This is a genomic window from Blastococcus sp. SYSU DS0973 (assembly GCF_054051055.1).
On record NZ_JBJHAN010000002.1, the window covers coordinates 483,314 to 498,140 of the forward strand.

Here is a 14,827-nt window from a genome sequence, read left to right on the forward strand (position 1 = left end):
CACGGCGGATTCGCGTGGTCGTCGCAACGCTGACGGGTTCAGCCTGCCAGTTCGGCCTCCATCACATGGGCGGGGCTCCGCCAGCTGAGGCGCTTGCACGGTCGGCCGTTGATCCGGTCCTCGACGGTCCGCAGGTCGTCGAGCGTGAACGCTCGCAGGTCGCTGCCCTTGGGGAAGTACTGGCGGAGCAGGCCGTTGGTGTTCTCGTTCGTACCCCGCAGCCACGGCCTGGCCGGCGGGGCGAAGAAGATGCCGTCGGCGAAGTACTCCTCCAGCAGGTGGTGATAGGCCATCTCCGAACCCTGGTCCCAAATCAGCGTTTGCCGGGCGAGGGCGGGCAGATCGGTGAGGACCGGCAGCATGGCGACGCGCAGCCGCTCCGCGCTGTGCCCGTGGGGCAGGTGCACCAGTCGCAGGTAGCCGGTGCGCCGGTCGACCAAGGTGCCGATCGCCGAGCGGCTGGCCCGGCCGACCATCAGGTCTCCCTCCCAGTCGCCGATCCGAGCGCGCTCCTCGACCACCGCCGGGCGCTCGTGCAGCAGTCGGCCCGGCGCGACGAAGCGCGGCGTGCGCGCCATCGGGCTGCGCCGGCGCTTGCGCAGCGGGCGTCCAGTGCGCAGCTTCTTGGTGAACGCCCTGCTCAGGCCGCTTTTTCCGCCGTGGTAGAGGGCCTGGTAGATGGTCTCGTGGCACAGATTCCACTCCGGCCGATCGGGATAGGCCTCCCGTAGATCCGCCGCAATCTGCGCCGGACTCCACTCCTCCTCCTTGAGCTTGTCCTGCACGATCTGCCGCAGCTCCGGCTCACGGGACAGCAGCGGCCGTCGCGGCCGACGAAGGCGTTCACGGGCACGGGCGTGGGCCAGGTCGCCGTCGTAGATGCCGCGGTCGTGCGGTCGCAGGTGGCGACGCAGCTCCCGGCTGATCGTTGAGGCCGAGCGGCCCAGTCGGCGGCTGATCTCGCATACCCCGAGGCCGCGGTCGCGCAGGCTGGCGATGCGCTGCCGCTCGAGCAGGGACAGGTAGCGGCCGGAGCGGGGCTGATTCGGCCAGCCGGGCCGGTGGCAGCCCGCCGTTCTCCGCTCGCCACCGGTAGCCGGTCTTGCGGCCGATGCTCAGCAGCTTGCAGGCGGCGACGGTGCCCACGCCGGACTCCAGGAGCTTCCAGTACTCGGACTCGAGATCAAGTTGACGCTTCCGGCCCCGCCGTCCCACTCGCACACCCCTCGCATACCAGGAGTGTTGCGACAAGCCGGGGAACCCGCCCGTCGCTAGAGGGTCAGCTTTGGACCGTCGTTGACACCGTCGGACCTCCGCGCCAGTGCCGCCTCGGACTCGACCAGGTGTCCTTGACCTGGTCGCCGAGCACGGCCGGGGCGAAACCCATCGCGGGATACCGCGTGTATCGGGACGGTGCACCGACGCCGCTCAACGATCAGCCACCTGCACAGCCAATCCTCGTCAGCGGCGAGCCCGTTCATCTCCCCGTTCGACACGGTCGGCATCGTCGGCTGACTGGCCCTTCGGGCCTCATGCTGGGCTCGGCACAGTCCTCCCGGCGGGCGCCGACGGAGATGGCGTCGATTTGGAGGGTGTTTGTCGCGGCGCGTACGACGTCCGACATCTCATCCGACCGAAGGGAGCCTGTCGGAGCTGCGCCGCGGTTCCCAGAGGCACAGCGACGGAGGATCCGGTCAGGACGGCCTGTCACTCGCGATCTCGCCGGCGGGGTCGCCGATCGATGCGTACCTCGTGCCGTACAGGTCCGACTCGAAAGCCCAGACCAGGGCCTCCAGGTCGTATCTGCGGGCCTGTTGGAAGACCAGGTGCATCTCGGCCGGTGTGTCCCGCCCGCCGTTCTCACCGGAGACAGCCAGGGGCACCGGGCGGTCTGCTGCGAGCGTGGTGAGGTACTTGATCAAGCTCCAGCGTCGTGGGTCCGTACCACTGTCTCCGGAGGCGTCCGCGTTGAGCCACGTCGTGTAGACGACGACGCCCGGGTCCTCGATCCCGCCGACGAACCGCGCGAAGTCGTTGCCCTCCTGGATCTTGCCGGTGAGCTCCAACGGCGTCTGCCCTGACAGGTCCTGCCCAACCGCTGCCTCTACCTGTCCCGGCCGGATGCCCCACGAGGGGTAGAGCATGAAGAGTCGGCCAGGAAACGATCTGCGGGCCACGGCGATCTGCCAGCCCTGATAGTTGTCCAGGCTCGCGAGGTACCACTCGATGAAGAGGCGGGCCGACTCGTTGTTGGGCGAGGGCGTGCCGGGACCCATCCGGCGGCGGGGTTGGCCGGGATGCCGGGCGGAAGGCCTTCAACGGCCCCCTGGCGACGGCGTCGTAGGCCCAATAGCCATTCGTCCGACCGTTGTAGTCCCGTTCGGGGTAGTGCAATTCCCCGAACCAGCCTCCACCGAGACGGACCGTGTAGAAGTCGGTGCCCAGAGCGCCGAAGAGACTCGTCACATACCGCTCCTGCTTATCGCGCAGCACCTGGTTGAAGACCATGTTGGCGATCTTCTTGCCGGTCTGGGTGGGCGCGTAGACGTCTCCGTGCTGGTTGACGAACCGGCTGTTCGGATAGGCAAAGATCCAGTCCGGGGGATGGTGCACTCCCATGTTGAGCACGACATCCACGCCTTGGGCACGGAACTGGCGCAGCCGGTCGAGGAGCTCGGCCAGGTAGGTCGCGCTGACCTGTCCTTCGACTGCCTCGAAGCGCTTCCAGGACACGTCGAGGGTGACCAGATTGATGCCCGCTGCAACGTTGTCCGCCAGTCGAGAGGTCGTGCTTTGGAGCGTGCCGTACCTGCGAACGGGGGTCACGCTCCCGCGGGCGGCCGTCGACTCACTCGCGCCAGTGGTCGCCGCCGGGCCGGCTGGAGCCGCATTCGTCGTGGACGGCGCCTGCGAGTTCGACTCCGAGGGCACCGGGGTGGAAGCGGGAGCCTGGGCGCTGGTCGTAGCCTCACCCGCCTGTGCCGACGAGGTCGCCGGAACGGACGACGGGGTGAGTACGGGTGTCGCGGACGGCTGATCGGCGGACTCCGTCTCGATGACCAGCTGAGGGTGGCGCTCGCCGGTCGGGTGCTCCCGGCTGGCCAGGTTTCACCGCTCGTCGACCAACGACCGCAGCAACAGGTTGACCGGACCCCCTGCCGCCGCTACGGCAGTGGTCACGTCCCACTCCACCCACCCCTCCACCACGCTCGAGTCGGCTATCCAGGCGCCCGGCAACGGTGATGTCAGCCAGGTCGTCGTCTCGTCCCAGTCGCCGTCGGCTGCATGCACCGATATGCGCCCTGCGGGAACCTTCGAGGTCGGGTACGTGCGCAACATCGCCGACCGCACCTCCTGACCAGTCGGTACGCGCACGCCGAAGCGGAGCAACGCTTCGCGACGTCCGGCCGGCTGCCCGTCAACCGACCAGCGGGGAGCACTGCCGAAGCGGGCGGCGGGACGGTCGGCTTGCACGACGTATCTGCAACGGCGTCGTACGTGGCCGTGGCGGCGTCGGCGATCCCGGAGATAACGAACCCGGACGCAATGGTCATCGCACAGGCGGTGGCAGCGATGGTGGAATGCAGCAGGGACATGAATTTCCCGAATGTTCCTCCCGGCGCGGATATCGCTATGACAGCGAGGGTCAGGACACATGGATGAGACGGCTCGCGCCTACTTGTCCTGCCGATTGTGCACGCTACATAGTTGTTACACTGCAGCTCGTGTGGTCAATGCGTCTGATGCGACAACTGTGACGACATTGGGAAGCGTCGAGCAGCTCACACGAGCCGATGCAGCACCGGGCCCGCGCGGCGAGAGCAGGTTGGCGGAGCGACCAGCACTCAGTCAGGAGACTGGAGTCGGCTGAGCAGACCGATTGCCAGGACCTCGCTGCTCGCGTCGCCCGACGCCAGGTGGACGACGTTGTCCATCTCCTTCGACCGGTGACGGAAACGCGACCTGGCGACCTCGAGATCGTCCGCGCGGTGCTGCCCGTCCCGCCGAGAGAGGACCTCGCTCGGCGCGTCGAGGACTGCGATCATGGTGAACCGGCCGGCGAGCGACCTCCACCGATCCAGCGCGCGGCCTGCGGGGAGATCGTGTTTCACCATGCTGTCCAGAGGCGTCCGGTCCGCGAGCACATAACCGAGGCGCCCGTCGCGAGCCTGTGCCCGCTGAGCCTGCCGAACGGACCACCACAGACGCCCTTTCGACTCAAGCAGGTCCACGTAGGCGTGCACGATCTGTGCCGGGGTCAGGACAGCTCGAGGAGTTGCGTGATCCGCGCGCCGTCCGACGGCGCCGCGCCCGGAGAGGGCACCTCCGCTCAAAGCCGGCGCACGAACGTTTCGACACACCACGCAGCCGAAGAGATAGGTACGCCGAACCACCGCCCCCTGCCGTTCCGCCGCCCGAGCAACGGCCTCCACAAGACTCGACTTGCCGGATCCATCGGGGCCGGAGAACCCCACGACCACCGCGGCAGCGGGCGCCGGATCGGCGCTCGCCAGTGCCGCGTTCCTCCGTGCCCGCCGCTTCTTGGCGAGGACAAGCGGTGCACGCAGGACGAGTTCTCGCAGCGCCGCACGAGGTTGGCCGGCGGTCGCCAGGTAACGGACGTGTTCTGCGATGGCGAGCGAGTCGCGCACCGGTAGCGCAACTGGGAGAGGGGGGTTCTCCCCCCGGTCGAGCATGTCCACCGTGCGCTCGGCCACGCGCAACGCCCGCCGATATGGCCCCTCCCAGCCCTCGCGTCGGCATTCGAGTGCCGCAGCGTCGATCACGTCCTGACGGAGCAGCGACCGCAGGGCAAGAAGTTCCGACAGGTCAAAGGCCAGGTTCTGGAACACCGCATGCGCCACCCAGATGCGGAGCTGATCTGACTCGGCAGGGATCAGCCAAGGCCCGGTCCCGGTGGCACGGGCGCGCAATCGCTCCGTGTCGACTGCCGGCACGTCCCACCAGGCTGCCGCGGTGTGCAGATGTGCCGCCGGCCCAGCGGCGGGGTACACCAACACCTTCGAGTGTTCGAGAGGATGGGTCGAGGTCCGGATTCCCCAACCGGCCAGAGCCTGGACCGCCTCCGGGAGCGAGTCGCCTACCACCAAGTCGAAGTTGGAGTAGACGTGGTCGACCCCGGGGACGCACTTGATCAGGATCGGTCGAATCCCGGCTAGGTCAAGAAGAGTTGCTGCCTCCTCGAGGTTCGCATCGAAGGCCGCCGTCGCCTCGTCCACTGTGGCGACGTCGTCGGACAGCCAGTCCCGATAGTGGCGGGCAACAGCACCTTCGACCTGGTTCAGCTTCGCCAGCGCCCGCACCTGCTCCACACGGTCAGGGTCGAACTCCGCTGGATTTCTGCCGGGCCAGGCGGCCGCGATGACGGTGCTCATGGGTCCCTTCGGACCAGCGCGGCTCACCCTCTGCCAGTCCCCACCATGTCAGTCGCCGGCGTCTTGCACGCAGTCACGGACCACACCCGACCAGCAGATCGCCACCGTCGGCGACGGCCACGTCGAGGACCTGGACCGCCCCGATTCGGTCCAAGGCCCGCTCGGCCCCGGATTCATCGCACCCCATGAGCAGAAGGCTCACCCGGTCGTCGCGTCGCCACCACAAGTCTGTACGCCGGAGAACCCGGGGAATTCGATCCGCCACTTCGGACGCCATGTCGAGACCGAGCTCCACGCGAACGGCGACGTCGGACACTGCACGTCCCCTGGCGGCCGGGTTGCGCAACCGGGCGACCTCAGCGGCGAGGATGCCGGCCAGCCGTTCGGCGGTGGCGTCCCACGAGAAGCTCGCGGACCAGCCCAGGCACGCGTGACTGATCGACTCAGCCACCTCCGGCTCCTCCAGTCGCCGCAACGCTCGATCGATCGTGTCCTCGAGCGTGCCGTCCGGAGGCACGAGCCACCCGGTCACGCCGTTGACGATGGCATCGCGGAGCCCCACGACTTTGAACGCGACCGCCGGCACCCCCACCGAGTTCGCCTCGAGGACGGTGAGGCCCCAGCCCTCCGCTTGCGACGGGCACACGGTCAGCCATGCCCGCCCGAGCAGGCTCAGCCGTTCGGCCTCGGGGACGAACCCGTGAAAAGTCACATAGGCGTCCGCGCCGACCGCACGTGCCCGTTCCTCCAGCGACGGCCGGGCCGGCCCGTCTCCGGCGATGTCTACGTGCAGTCCCGGCCACGTCCGACGAAGCCCAGGCAGGGCCTCGATCAGCAGGTGAAGACGCTTGTGCGCGACCAGACGGCTCACCACTGCGATGCGAGGGTGGGCGGACCGAGGCAACGGGGACGCGGGTTCTCCCTCGCTCAGGGCATCTGGGATGCCACTCACACCGTTGGGCACGATGTAGGCGGGACCTCGAAGGCGCAGGCGCTTCCTCACTTCCCGGCGCGTAGACGGGGACACGGTCACGACCGGCCGACGCCCGTACACCCATCGGCTGACCGGGCCTTCGAGAAAGCGACCCAGGGTGCGCAGCGGCCGCGAGAAGTGGAGGGCAAACTGGTCCTGGTGGACGTGATGGACGACGAGGACGACGGCCGTGCGGCGTGGGACGAACAACGGCGAGAAGAACGGAATGCCGTTCTGGAAATCCACCACCACGTCATAGTCGTTGCGCCCGAGGAGTAGGTGCTTGACGGCTTCGACGTAGATGCTGTACTTGCTGCCACGGCGCAGGATGTCGATCCCGCGCCGTCTCTCCCGGCCGGCCGCGCCGCTGTACCTCGTCGTCAACAGCGTCACAGCTGCGCCGGCAGCAGCGAAGCGCTGACCGATCTCTTCGCAGTACACCTCGGCCCCACCCGCCAGCGGATGACTGCGGTCTCGCCAGTTGAGGAGGAGGACTCGGCAGCCCGCGAGGTCTTTCAGCATGAAGCCGGTACTGCTTGGAGCTTCTTAGCCGCGAGCAGACGTCGCAGCTGAGCGGTATCCCGGAAGCTGGCAAGACCGTGCTGCAGTGGATGGAAGGTCGAGCCCTCGACATCTGTCCACACGACCGGGAACTCCACCACCTTGTGACCGGCCGCCAACACCCGGCCCAGGAACTCGACGTCGAAACTGAACCCCGACAACTGGCAGTCCGCGGAGACCCGTCGGGCTACAGGACCTGAGAAGAACTTGAAGCCGCACTGGGTATCGCTCAGCCCCGGGACCACCGACCTGGCGGCCAGCCGGAAGGCGGTGCTACCGATCCTCCGCAGCGCGGGCTGGCGCACCGCCTGATAGGCGGACGCGTGGTACCGGGACGCGATCACCGCGGAAGCGCCGGAGACGAGGAGGGGCACGACCTGGTCGAGGGCTTCGATCGGCGTCGCCAGGTCGGCATCCATGAAGCCGACGTAACGGGACCGGCCTGTTGCGAAGCCGCGCCGCACGGCACTCCCCTTGCCCGCCCGCTGGCAGCCGATCAGGTGCACCGGGACCGAACCACCCATTGCTGCCCGCACGACCTCGCTGGTCCCGTCCACACTGCCGTTGTCGACCACCACGACGGCCGACGAGTACGACTGCGCCGCGAGATACTCGAGCGTCCGGTCAAGGGTCCGCGGCAGCCGCGCCTCTTCGTTGAGGACAGGGATGACCACCTCGAGATCCACCGCCGGACGGATCGTCCTGGCGAAGAGGGACCACGCTGTGGAACCTGACGCTCCTCGCTTTTCATCGGTTGCAACATCAAGCCCACTGTTGGACGGTGCCACGATTTCCTCCTCAGGCCTCCACCGGCGCTCCACCCCGCGTGAGGGAAAGGACTTCACCACGGCTTTCGATAGGGCACAACGGAGAGGTTGCCTGTTGGTAGCGCAACGATGAACCGGCGGTGTGCCATGGCCAACAAGGCCTCATGCGACTACGTTCAGTGGTGAAACTTGGGGGAAGTTGGCAGGTAGGCCGGTGACCATCATTTCGGAACGATCTGGTCTGATTACGCTGAGTGGCGTACCTTTGGAGGCCTACGGCCTCGCATCTGGGTTCATCGGACATGACGTGGGTGTCAGAGTGAGGAGCGGCCATGGATCCGTCGCAGCCGACGATCGCCATTCGCACATCCTGGACCGATCGGCGAGTCGCCGTCGACGCGCACGTTCAGCCGGCAGCCATCCATTGCCACTGGGGGGCACGACGGGGCACCGTCGCCGCAGGCGCTGGCCGTGCTGGCCTGGAAGACGCGGTTCAGCAGCGACCCTGCGGCGAGAGGCGTTCTGACGTAACTGCCAGGCAGGGTGTGTCGGACCGCCGACCACGGCCAGTGCGAGGTCCGTGAGCGGTGGACGCCTGGCCGCTCCCGGACATGATCATGATCGTGACCCGCAGAAGGCACCGAACATGAGCATCGTCGGAGGTGAGCAAGGTTGACGACCTGCGGAAGGATGCCGTGCCCGACGACATGATCTGGCAACAGGTCACCGACAACGGCCGCGTGTGACCGACCCTCAGACCCGGTCGACCGCCGCACGTTGCTCGGGTACCGGCCCTCTGCGGACGACCGAGCGCGGCTGCCTGTCGCCGCCGGACGACCGGCGTCCCCCGCCGCCAACCGCTCCCGCTGTGGGACGACGGTGTACCCGCGGGCGCGGGCCAGCCAGCTCGGCGTCGAAGGCCCCGGGGCCCGGGCTGTGCACCCGTCGTGGAGCCGGTCAGCGGGTGATGGTGCTCGATGCTCCGTCGCCGACCGGCCGGCCCGCCTCGCGCGCCGCCAGGCGCAGGCGCTGGGGCACCACCACGTACTTCGGGTCCTTGGTGCTGGCGATGCCGGCCTCGAAGACGCCGAAGCGGGTGAGCAGTGACCCCGCGGCCAGCAACGTCCCCGACGCGATGGCCCCCAGCCGGGTGCGCCCGGCGACGGCGGTCAGCCCGGCCCCCACCGCGGTGCACGTCCGGGCCGCCCGCATGAACGTTCCGGGCCGGCCCTCGTGGAACGGCTCGCTGACGATGCCGTGGTCGTTCTCCACCTTGTGCACCACGGCCAGCTCGATCGCGGCACCGGCCATCGCCATCTTCCGGGCCGGCCCGGCCTCCTCCACCGGCGTGAACATCATCGTGATGCCCCCGCCGGCGGCCATCGCCGAGCCACCGAAGACGTAGGGCAGCTGCGTGTGCGCCGCGTGCCACGACGGCACCGCCGTGTTGGCCAGCAGCACCCCGGTGTAGGTGGCCAGCGGCCCGCCGAACAGCGCGGACACCACGCCGCCGAACCGCTTCAGCCGCGGGAACCAGCCCAGCAGCTCCACCGCCGCCGTCGCCCCGGCCGCCGCGCTGAACGGCGCCAGGATGTACGTGCCCACCGACAGCGGCGAGGTCACCTTGAACACCCGCAGCATGTGCAGGAAGCGCTCGGGCCGCCCGAGGTCGTGGATCAGCCAGCCCACCGACGCGATCGACCCGGCGCCGGCGGTCAGCCGGGACACCTTCGTCAGCGTCGGCCGGCCGGTGACGTCGGCCAGCGCGCCGAGGATCGCCGAGGACCCGGCCGCCCCGCCCAGGAACAGGTACAGCGGCACGTCCGGCGACTTCCACACCGGCGTCTTCACGATCTGGCGGCCGTAGTAGGAGGTGAACTCGACGTCGTCGACCATCGAGACCTCGCCGCGGCCCCGCCACCCGCCGCCGCGCCGCTTCTTCTTGCCGGTGCGCTGCGTCGCCGGGCCGCGGTCGGCCTGGCGCCAGCCTGAGCCCGGACTGGTGATCCCGCCGGTCATGTCACCTCCGCCGCGAGCCGACGATCGCCGTGACGGCGACCCCGACCATCATCGCCGCGGCCTTGCCGGCCGCCTTCCACATCGCCGGCAGGTCCCGCGTCGTCACGATCGGGTCCGGCGGCAGGCCGTACACCTCCGGCTCGTCGAGCAGCAGGAAGAACGCCCCGTCCCCGCCGACGCCGTCATGCTCGTCCCGCCCGTACAGCCGGGCGGTCTCCACGCCCTGCTCCTTGAGCGTCGCCAGCCGCGCGTCCGCCCGGGCCTGCAGCTCGTCGAGGTCGCCGAACTGGATCGACTGGGTGGGGCAGGCCGTCGCACAGGCCGGCTCCTTGCCATCGGTGAGCCGGTCGTAGCACATCGTGCACTTGAAGACCCGGCCGTCGTCCTTGCGCTGGTCGATCACGCCGTACGGGCAGGCCGCCACGCAGTAGCCGCAGCCGTTGCAGATGTCCCCCTGCACGACCACGGTGCCGAACTCGGTGCGGAACAACGCCCCGGTCGGGCAGACGTCGAGGCAGCCGGCGTGCGTGCAGTGCTTGCAGACGTCGGAGCTCATCAGCCAGCGGACCTGCTTGTCCGCGCCGCTCTGGCCGGTCTGCGGGTCGAACTCGCTGAGCGCCTCGGCGTTGAGCACGCTGCTCTGCTGGGCGTTCGCCAGGCTCACGTCCTCCCCGGCTTCCGCCGGCGACGGACCGCTGCCCTGCCGGTCGTCCCCCGGCCGGCCGAAGGTGGGCATCGGCAGGTCGACGGCGCGGCTCTGCTCGATGAAGGCCACGTGCCGCCACGAGTTCGCACCCAGCTGGCCGGTGTTGTCGTAGGACATCCCGGACATCCCGATCGCGTCCCGCACGCCGTGGGAGTCGTCCATCGGGAGGGTGTTCCACTCCTTGCAGGCCACCTCGCAGGCCTTGCAGCCGATGCACACCGAGGTGTCGGTGAAGAACCCGACCCGCTTGGGGTGGTCGTCCTCGTACCCGGACTGACCGGTCACGTCGGGCACCGGACCGTACAGCCGGTTACCGGGGTCGTGGCCGGTGAACGCCGCGCTCGCCGAGCTGATCGTCATGCCGCGCCCTTCGCTGCGATCGGAGTTCTCACAGGGTCGACCCTTCTCCGGCGTCGGCGGCGACCGGATCGCGGCCGTTGACCCCCACCCGCCCGGACTCCACCCCGGCCCGCCGGCGGTAGTCCTCCACGAACTCGAGGAGCTCCGGGCCGCGCGGGCGCCGGCCGGGGACGATGTCGGCGGTGCTGACCTTGTCCTCCTGGATGTGCGTGTTCGCGTCGAGCACGATGCCCAGCAGGTCGTTGGCCGAGTCGCCGGTGGAGATGCCGTTGTAGGACCAGTGGTAGGGCATGCCGATCTGGTGCACGACCTGGCCGTCGCGCAGCCTGATCGGCCGCATCCGCTCGGTCACCAGCACCTTCGCCTCGATCGCCGTCCGGGCGCTGACCAGCGTGGCGTAGTCGCCGTGGGTGAGCCCGCGCAGCGCCGCCAGCTCCGGGCTGACCTCGACGAAGAACTCCGGCTGCAGTTCGGCGAGGTAGGGCAGCGTGCGGCTCATCGCGCCGGCCGTGTGGTGCTCGGTGAGCCGGTAGGTGGTCACCTGGAACGGGAAGATCTCGCTGCGCGACGGGTTCTCCCGGTTCCACGGCCCCGGAATGCGCTGGACGGTCGGGTTCGCCTGCTGCTGGTACAGGGGGTTCTCGACCACCGACTCGACCGGCTCGTAGTGCGTCGGCAGCGGGCCGTCGACCAGCCCCGCCGGCGCGTACAGCCAGCCCTTCCCGTCGCCCTGCATGACGAACGGGTCGTTTCCGGCGAGGGCGTCCTGCGCCCTGGCACCCTCCGGCGGCACGTAGTCCGGCCGCTTGTTCTTCTCGAAGTCGGGAACGTCGAGACCGGTCCACTCACCGGCGGCCTCGTCCCAGTACACGTACTTCTTCCGTTCGCTCCACGGCTTGCCGTCCAGGTCGGCCGAGGCGCGGTTGTAGAGGATGCGCCGGTTGAGCGGCCAGGCCCAGCCCCACTCGAGGGCGGCGGGGCCCTGCTCGTCGGCTGGCTTCCGGCGCGCGGCCTGGTTGACCTCGTCGGCGTAGACGCCGCAGTAGATCCAGCAGCCGCCGGTCGTCGAGCCGTCGTCCTTCATCTGCATGTAGGACGACAGCGCCCGCCCGTCGGGCCCGGTGCCGTTGATCTCGCGAAGCACGTGCTCGGCGCTGGGCTCCCCCTCGGGGCCGTGGGTCGGGTAGTCCCACGTGAGGTCGAGCAGCGGACGGTCGCGGGGGTCGGTGGAGTCCTTCAGCTTCTCCCGCAGGATGCGGCCCAGGTGGAAGTAGAACCACAGGTCGCTGCGGGCGTCGTTCGGCGGATCGACCGCCTTGTCCCGCCACTGCAGCACCCGCTGGGTCTGGGTGAAGGTGCCTTCCTTCTCCACGTGCGTGGCCGCCGGCATGAAGAAGACCTCGGTGCCGATCGTCTCGGGGGCCAGCTCCCCGGTCTCGATCTCCGGCGACTCGTTCCAGAAGGTCGCCGACTCGATCATCTGCAGGTCGCGGACGACGAGCCAGTCGAGGTTGGCCAGGCCGAACCGGTTCATCCGGCCGTTCGGGTGCCCGACCGTGGGGTTCTCCCCGACCAGGAAGTAGCCGGAGACCTTGCCCTCGATCATGTCGGCGATCGTGCGGTACGAGCTGTGGTCGCCGTTGATCCTGGGCAGGTAGTCGAAGGCGAAGTCGTTCTCCGCCGTCGCCGCATCGCCCCACCAGGCCTTGAGCAGGCTCACCATGTAGGACGGCTTGTTGCCCCAGAAGCCGGCCTTGCCGGCGGCGTCGGCGACGTAGTCCTCCAGCGTCTGGTGCTGCAGGGCGTGGGGCATCGGCAGGTAGCCGGGCAGGATGTTGAACAGCGTCGGGACGTCGGTGGAGCCCTGGATGCTCGCGTGGCCGCGCAGCGCCAGGATGCCGCCGCCCGGGCGGCCGATGTTGCCCAGCAGCAGCTGCAGGATCGAGCAGGTGCGGATGTACTGGGCGCCGACGCTGTGCTGTGTCCAGCCCACCGAGTACACCCACGCCGTGGTCCGCTCGCGGTTGCTGTTCTCGGTGACCCACCGGGCGACCTGCTCGAACACCGCCGGCTCGATGCCGCAGACCTCGGCCACCATCTCCGGCGTGTAGCGGGCGTAGTGCCGCTTGAGGATCTGGAACACCGAGCGCGGGTGCTGGAGCGTGTCGTCGCGCTTGGGCTTGCTGGCGATCGGCGGCCCACCGCTGCCGGCGGCCTGGGCGTGGTCGGCCCGCTGGACGCTCGGGTCCTGCTCGATGCGCTGCTGCTCGGCGGCCTCGGCCGGGTCGTCGGAGCCCGAGTGCGGCGCCTCCTCCGGCTCGTACTGCCAGCTGGACTCGTCGTAGGTGCCGGTCTCCGGGTCGTAGCCGGAGAACAGGCCGTCGAGGTCCTCCGAGTCGACGAAGTCCGCACTGACGATCGCGGCCGCGTTGGTGTAGGCGGCCACGTACTCCTTGAAGTACAGGTCGTTGCTCAGCACATGGTTGATCAGCCCACCGAGGAAGGCGATGTCGGTGCCCATCCGCAGAGGGACGTGCAGGTCGGCGATCGCGCTGGTGCGGGTGAACCGCGGGTCGATGTGGATGACCTTGGCACCGCGGGCCTTGGCCTCGACCACCCACTGGAACCCCACCGGGTGGCACTCGGCCATGTTCGAACCCTCGATGACGATGCAGTCGGCGTTCGAGAGGTCCTGCTGGGTGTTCGTGGCACCGCCACGACCGAACGAGGCGCCCAGACCGGGCACCGTCGAAGAGTGCTATATGCGCGCCTGGTTCTCGATCTGGATCGCGCCCAGAGCGCTGTAGAGCTTCTTCATGAGGTAGTTCTCCTCGTTGTCGAGGGTCGCCCCTCCGAGGCTCGCTATCCCCATCGTCCGGCCGAGCCGCCGGCCCGCGTCATCGGTGTCCTGCCAACCCTTGCGACGGGCCTCCAGGACGCGGTCGGCGATCATCTCCATCGCCGTGTCGAGGTCCAGGTCTTCCCACTCCGTCCCGTAGGGACGGCGGTACCTCACCGTGGTCTGGCGCGTCGGGCTGGTCACCAGCTGCTTGCTGGCCGAGCCCTTGGGGCACAGCCGGCCGCGGTTGATCGGCGAGTCCGGGTCGCCCTCGATCTGGACGATCTTCTCGTCCTGCACGTAGACGTTCTGCGCGCAGCCGACGGCGCAGTACGGGCAGACGCTCTTCACGACGCGGTCGGCGGTCGCGGTGCGCGACACCACGGCCTCCGTCGCCTTGCTGCGCGCGGCCACGCCACGCCCGAACGGGTCCGAACCGGTGAGCTGCCGGTACACCGGCCAGCTCTCGAGCCAGGTCTTCACACGCGTCACTCTGCCACCCGATCCGCGGCGCGGCGCGCTGACGGGCCCGGTGTCTGCTCCGCGACTCCCCCGGACGACGCCGCGCTGAGCTGCGGTGAACGTGGACGCCGGGGCGCTGGACTGCCGGCGCAGCCCATCACCCGCGCCCGAGGGAAGGAGACGGTGGTCAGCAGGTGGTCGGGAACGGGGCGTCAGCCGCGGGGCGGGAGCTCGCTGCCGGGGCGCCGGGCCGGCATCGCGGCGAGCGCGAGCAGCGCGAGGACGGCGACCGCCCACCCCGCCAGGACGAACAGGTCGCCGGCGTGCAGCCCGTGGTCGCCGCTCAGCCTCAGCAGCACCGGACCGTCGTTGCTGTACTGACCGGTGATCAGCAGGAAGGCGAAGCCGGACACCACCGCTCCCGCGACGAGGGCGCACAGCCAGCGGAGCATCGACCAACCGTAGCGGCAATGGAGTGGCGTTCAGGCGCGGTCGGTGCCACGCCCCGCCGGGTGCCCGTCGCCGGCCGCGAGGCGGGCCGCCTGCGCGCGGCGCTGCGCCGACCGGCGCCGCAGCACCTGGGCCTGGACGAGGTCGTCGGTGCGCCGGGCCCGCTCCGCCAGGACGTCGGCGGTCTCGAGCAGCAGCGCCACCCGCCGTCGCTGCTCGCCCCTGACGTGCGGGAGGGGCCCCCGGTCGGGCAGCTGCCCTGAGGTCATGCCCGCATCGTGGGGGCTGCCCGGC

10 protein-coding genes and 2 pseudogenes are annotated in these 14,827 nt (G+C 69.5%); all 12 read right to left on the reverse strand.

Annotation, left to right across the window (positions count from 1 at the left end):
- Positions 1 to 38 precede the first annotated feature (38 nt).
- The 12 genes and pseudogenes from ACI791_RS06155 to ACI791_RS06210 all read right to left on the reverse strand — a co-directional run bounded on the left by ACI791_RS06155 (position 39) and on the right by ACI791_RS06210 (position 14,802).
- Positions 39 to 1,022, reverse strand: coding sequence for an IS30 family transposase (locus tag ACI791_RS06155; RefSeq protein WP_456585330.1), 984 nt, complete (start codon positions 1,020 to 1,022; stop codon positions 39 to 41).
- 672 nt (positions 1,023 to 1,694) lie between these two features.
- On the reverse strand, positions 1,695 to 2,276 hold the full coding sequence (locus tag ACI791_RS06160; RefSeq protein WP_456585337.1) for a hypothetical protein: 582 nt from the start codon (positions 2,274 to 2,276) through the stop codon (positions 1,695 to 1,697).
- 193 nt (positions 2,277 to 2,469) lie between these two features.
- Positions 2,470 to 2,931: pseudogene (locus tag ACI791_RS06165) on the reverse strand (beta-galactosidase); the annotation flags it as partial.
- A 177-nt stretch (positions 2,932 to 3,108) separates the two neighbouring features.
- Complete coding sequence (locus ACI791_RS06170; protein WP_456585232.1) at positions 3,109 to 3,474, reverse strand: DNRLRE domain-containing protein; 366 nt, start codon at positions 3,472 to 3,474, stop codon at positions 3,109 to 3,111.
- A 371-nt stretch (positions 3,475 to 3,845) separates the two neighbouring features.
- On the reverse strand, positions 3,846 to 5,396 hold the full coding sequence (locus ACI791_RS06175) for a hypothetical protein (protein ID WP_456585233.1): 1,551 nt from the start codon (positions 5,394 to 5,396) through the stop codon (positions 3,846 to 3,848).
- A 73-nt stretch (positions 5,397 to 5,469) separates the two neighbouring features.
- Positions 5,470 to 6,891, reverse strand: coding sequence for a glycosyltransferase family 4 protein (locus ACI791_RS06180; RefSeq protein ID WP_456585234.1), 1,422 nt, complete (start codon positions 6,889 to 6,891; stop codon positions 5,470 to 5,472).
- Positions 6,885 to 7,718: a glycosyltransferase gene (locus tag ACI791_RS06185; protein WP_456585235.1), complete on the reverse strand. Its 834-nt coding sequence runs from the start codon at positions 7,716 to 7,718 to the stop codon at positions 6,885 to 6,887. Before ACI791_RS06185 ends, ACI791_RS06180 begins: the two co-directional genes overlap by 7 nt.
- A gap of 936 nt (positions 7,719 to 8,654) precedes the next feature.
- On the reverse strand, positions 8,655 to 9,716 hold the full coding sequence (gene nrfD, locus ACI791_RS06190) for an NrfD/PsrC family molybdoenzyme membrane anchor subunit (protein WP_456585236.1): 1,062 nt from the start codon (positions 9,714 to 9,716) through the stop codon (positions 8,655 to 8,657).
- A 1-nt stretch (position 9,717) separates the two neighbouring features.
- Entirely contained in the window at positions 9,718 to 10,782 is a 1,065-nt protein-coding gene (locus tag ACI791_RS06195; RefSeq protein ID WP_456585237.1) for a 4Fe-4S dicluster domain-containing protein, read from the reverse strand.
- Positions 10,783 to 10,810: 28 nt separating this feature from the next.
- Positions 10,811 to 14,104 (reverse strand): annotated as a pseudogene (gene fdh, locus ACI791_RS06200) (formate dehydrogenase).
- 191 nt (positions 14,105 to 14,295) lie between these two features.
- Positions 14,296 to 14,535, reverse strand: coding sequence for a hypothetical protein (locus ACI791_RS06205; protein ID WP_456585238.1), 240 nt, complete (start codon positions 14,533 to 14,535; stop codon positions 14,296 to 14,298).
- 30 nt (positions 14,536 to 14,565) lie between these two features.
- Positions 14,566 to 14,802 carry a hypothetical protein gene (locus tag ACI791_RS06210; protein ID WP_456585239.1) on the reverse strand — a complete coding sequence of 79 codons (237 nt, stop codon included), beginning with the start codon at positions 14,800 to 14,802 and terminating at the stop codon, positions 14,566 to 14,568.
- Between the last annotated feature and the right edge of the window lie 25 nt (positions 14,803 to 14,827).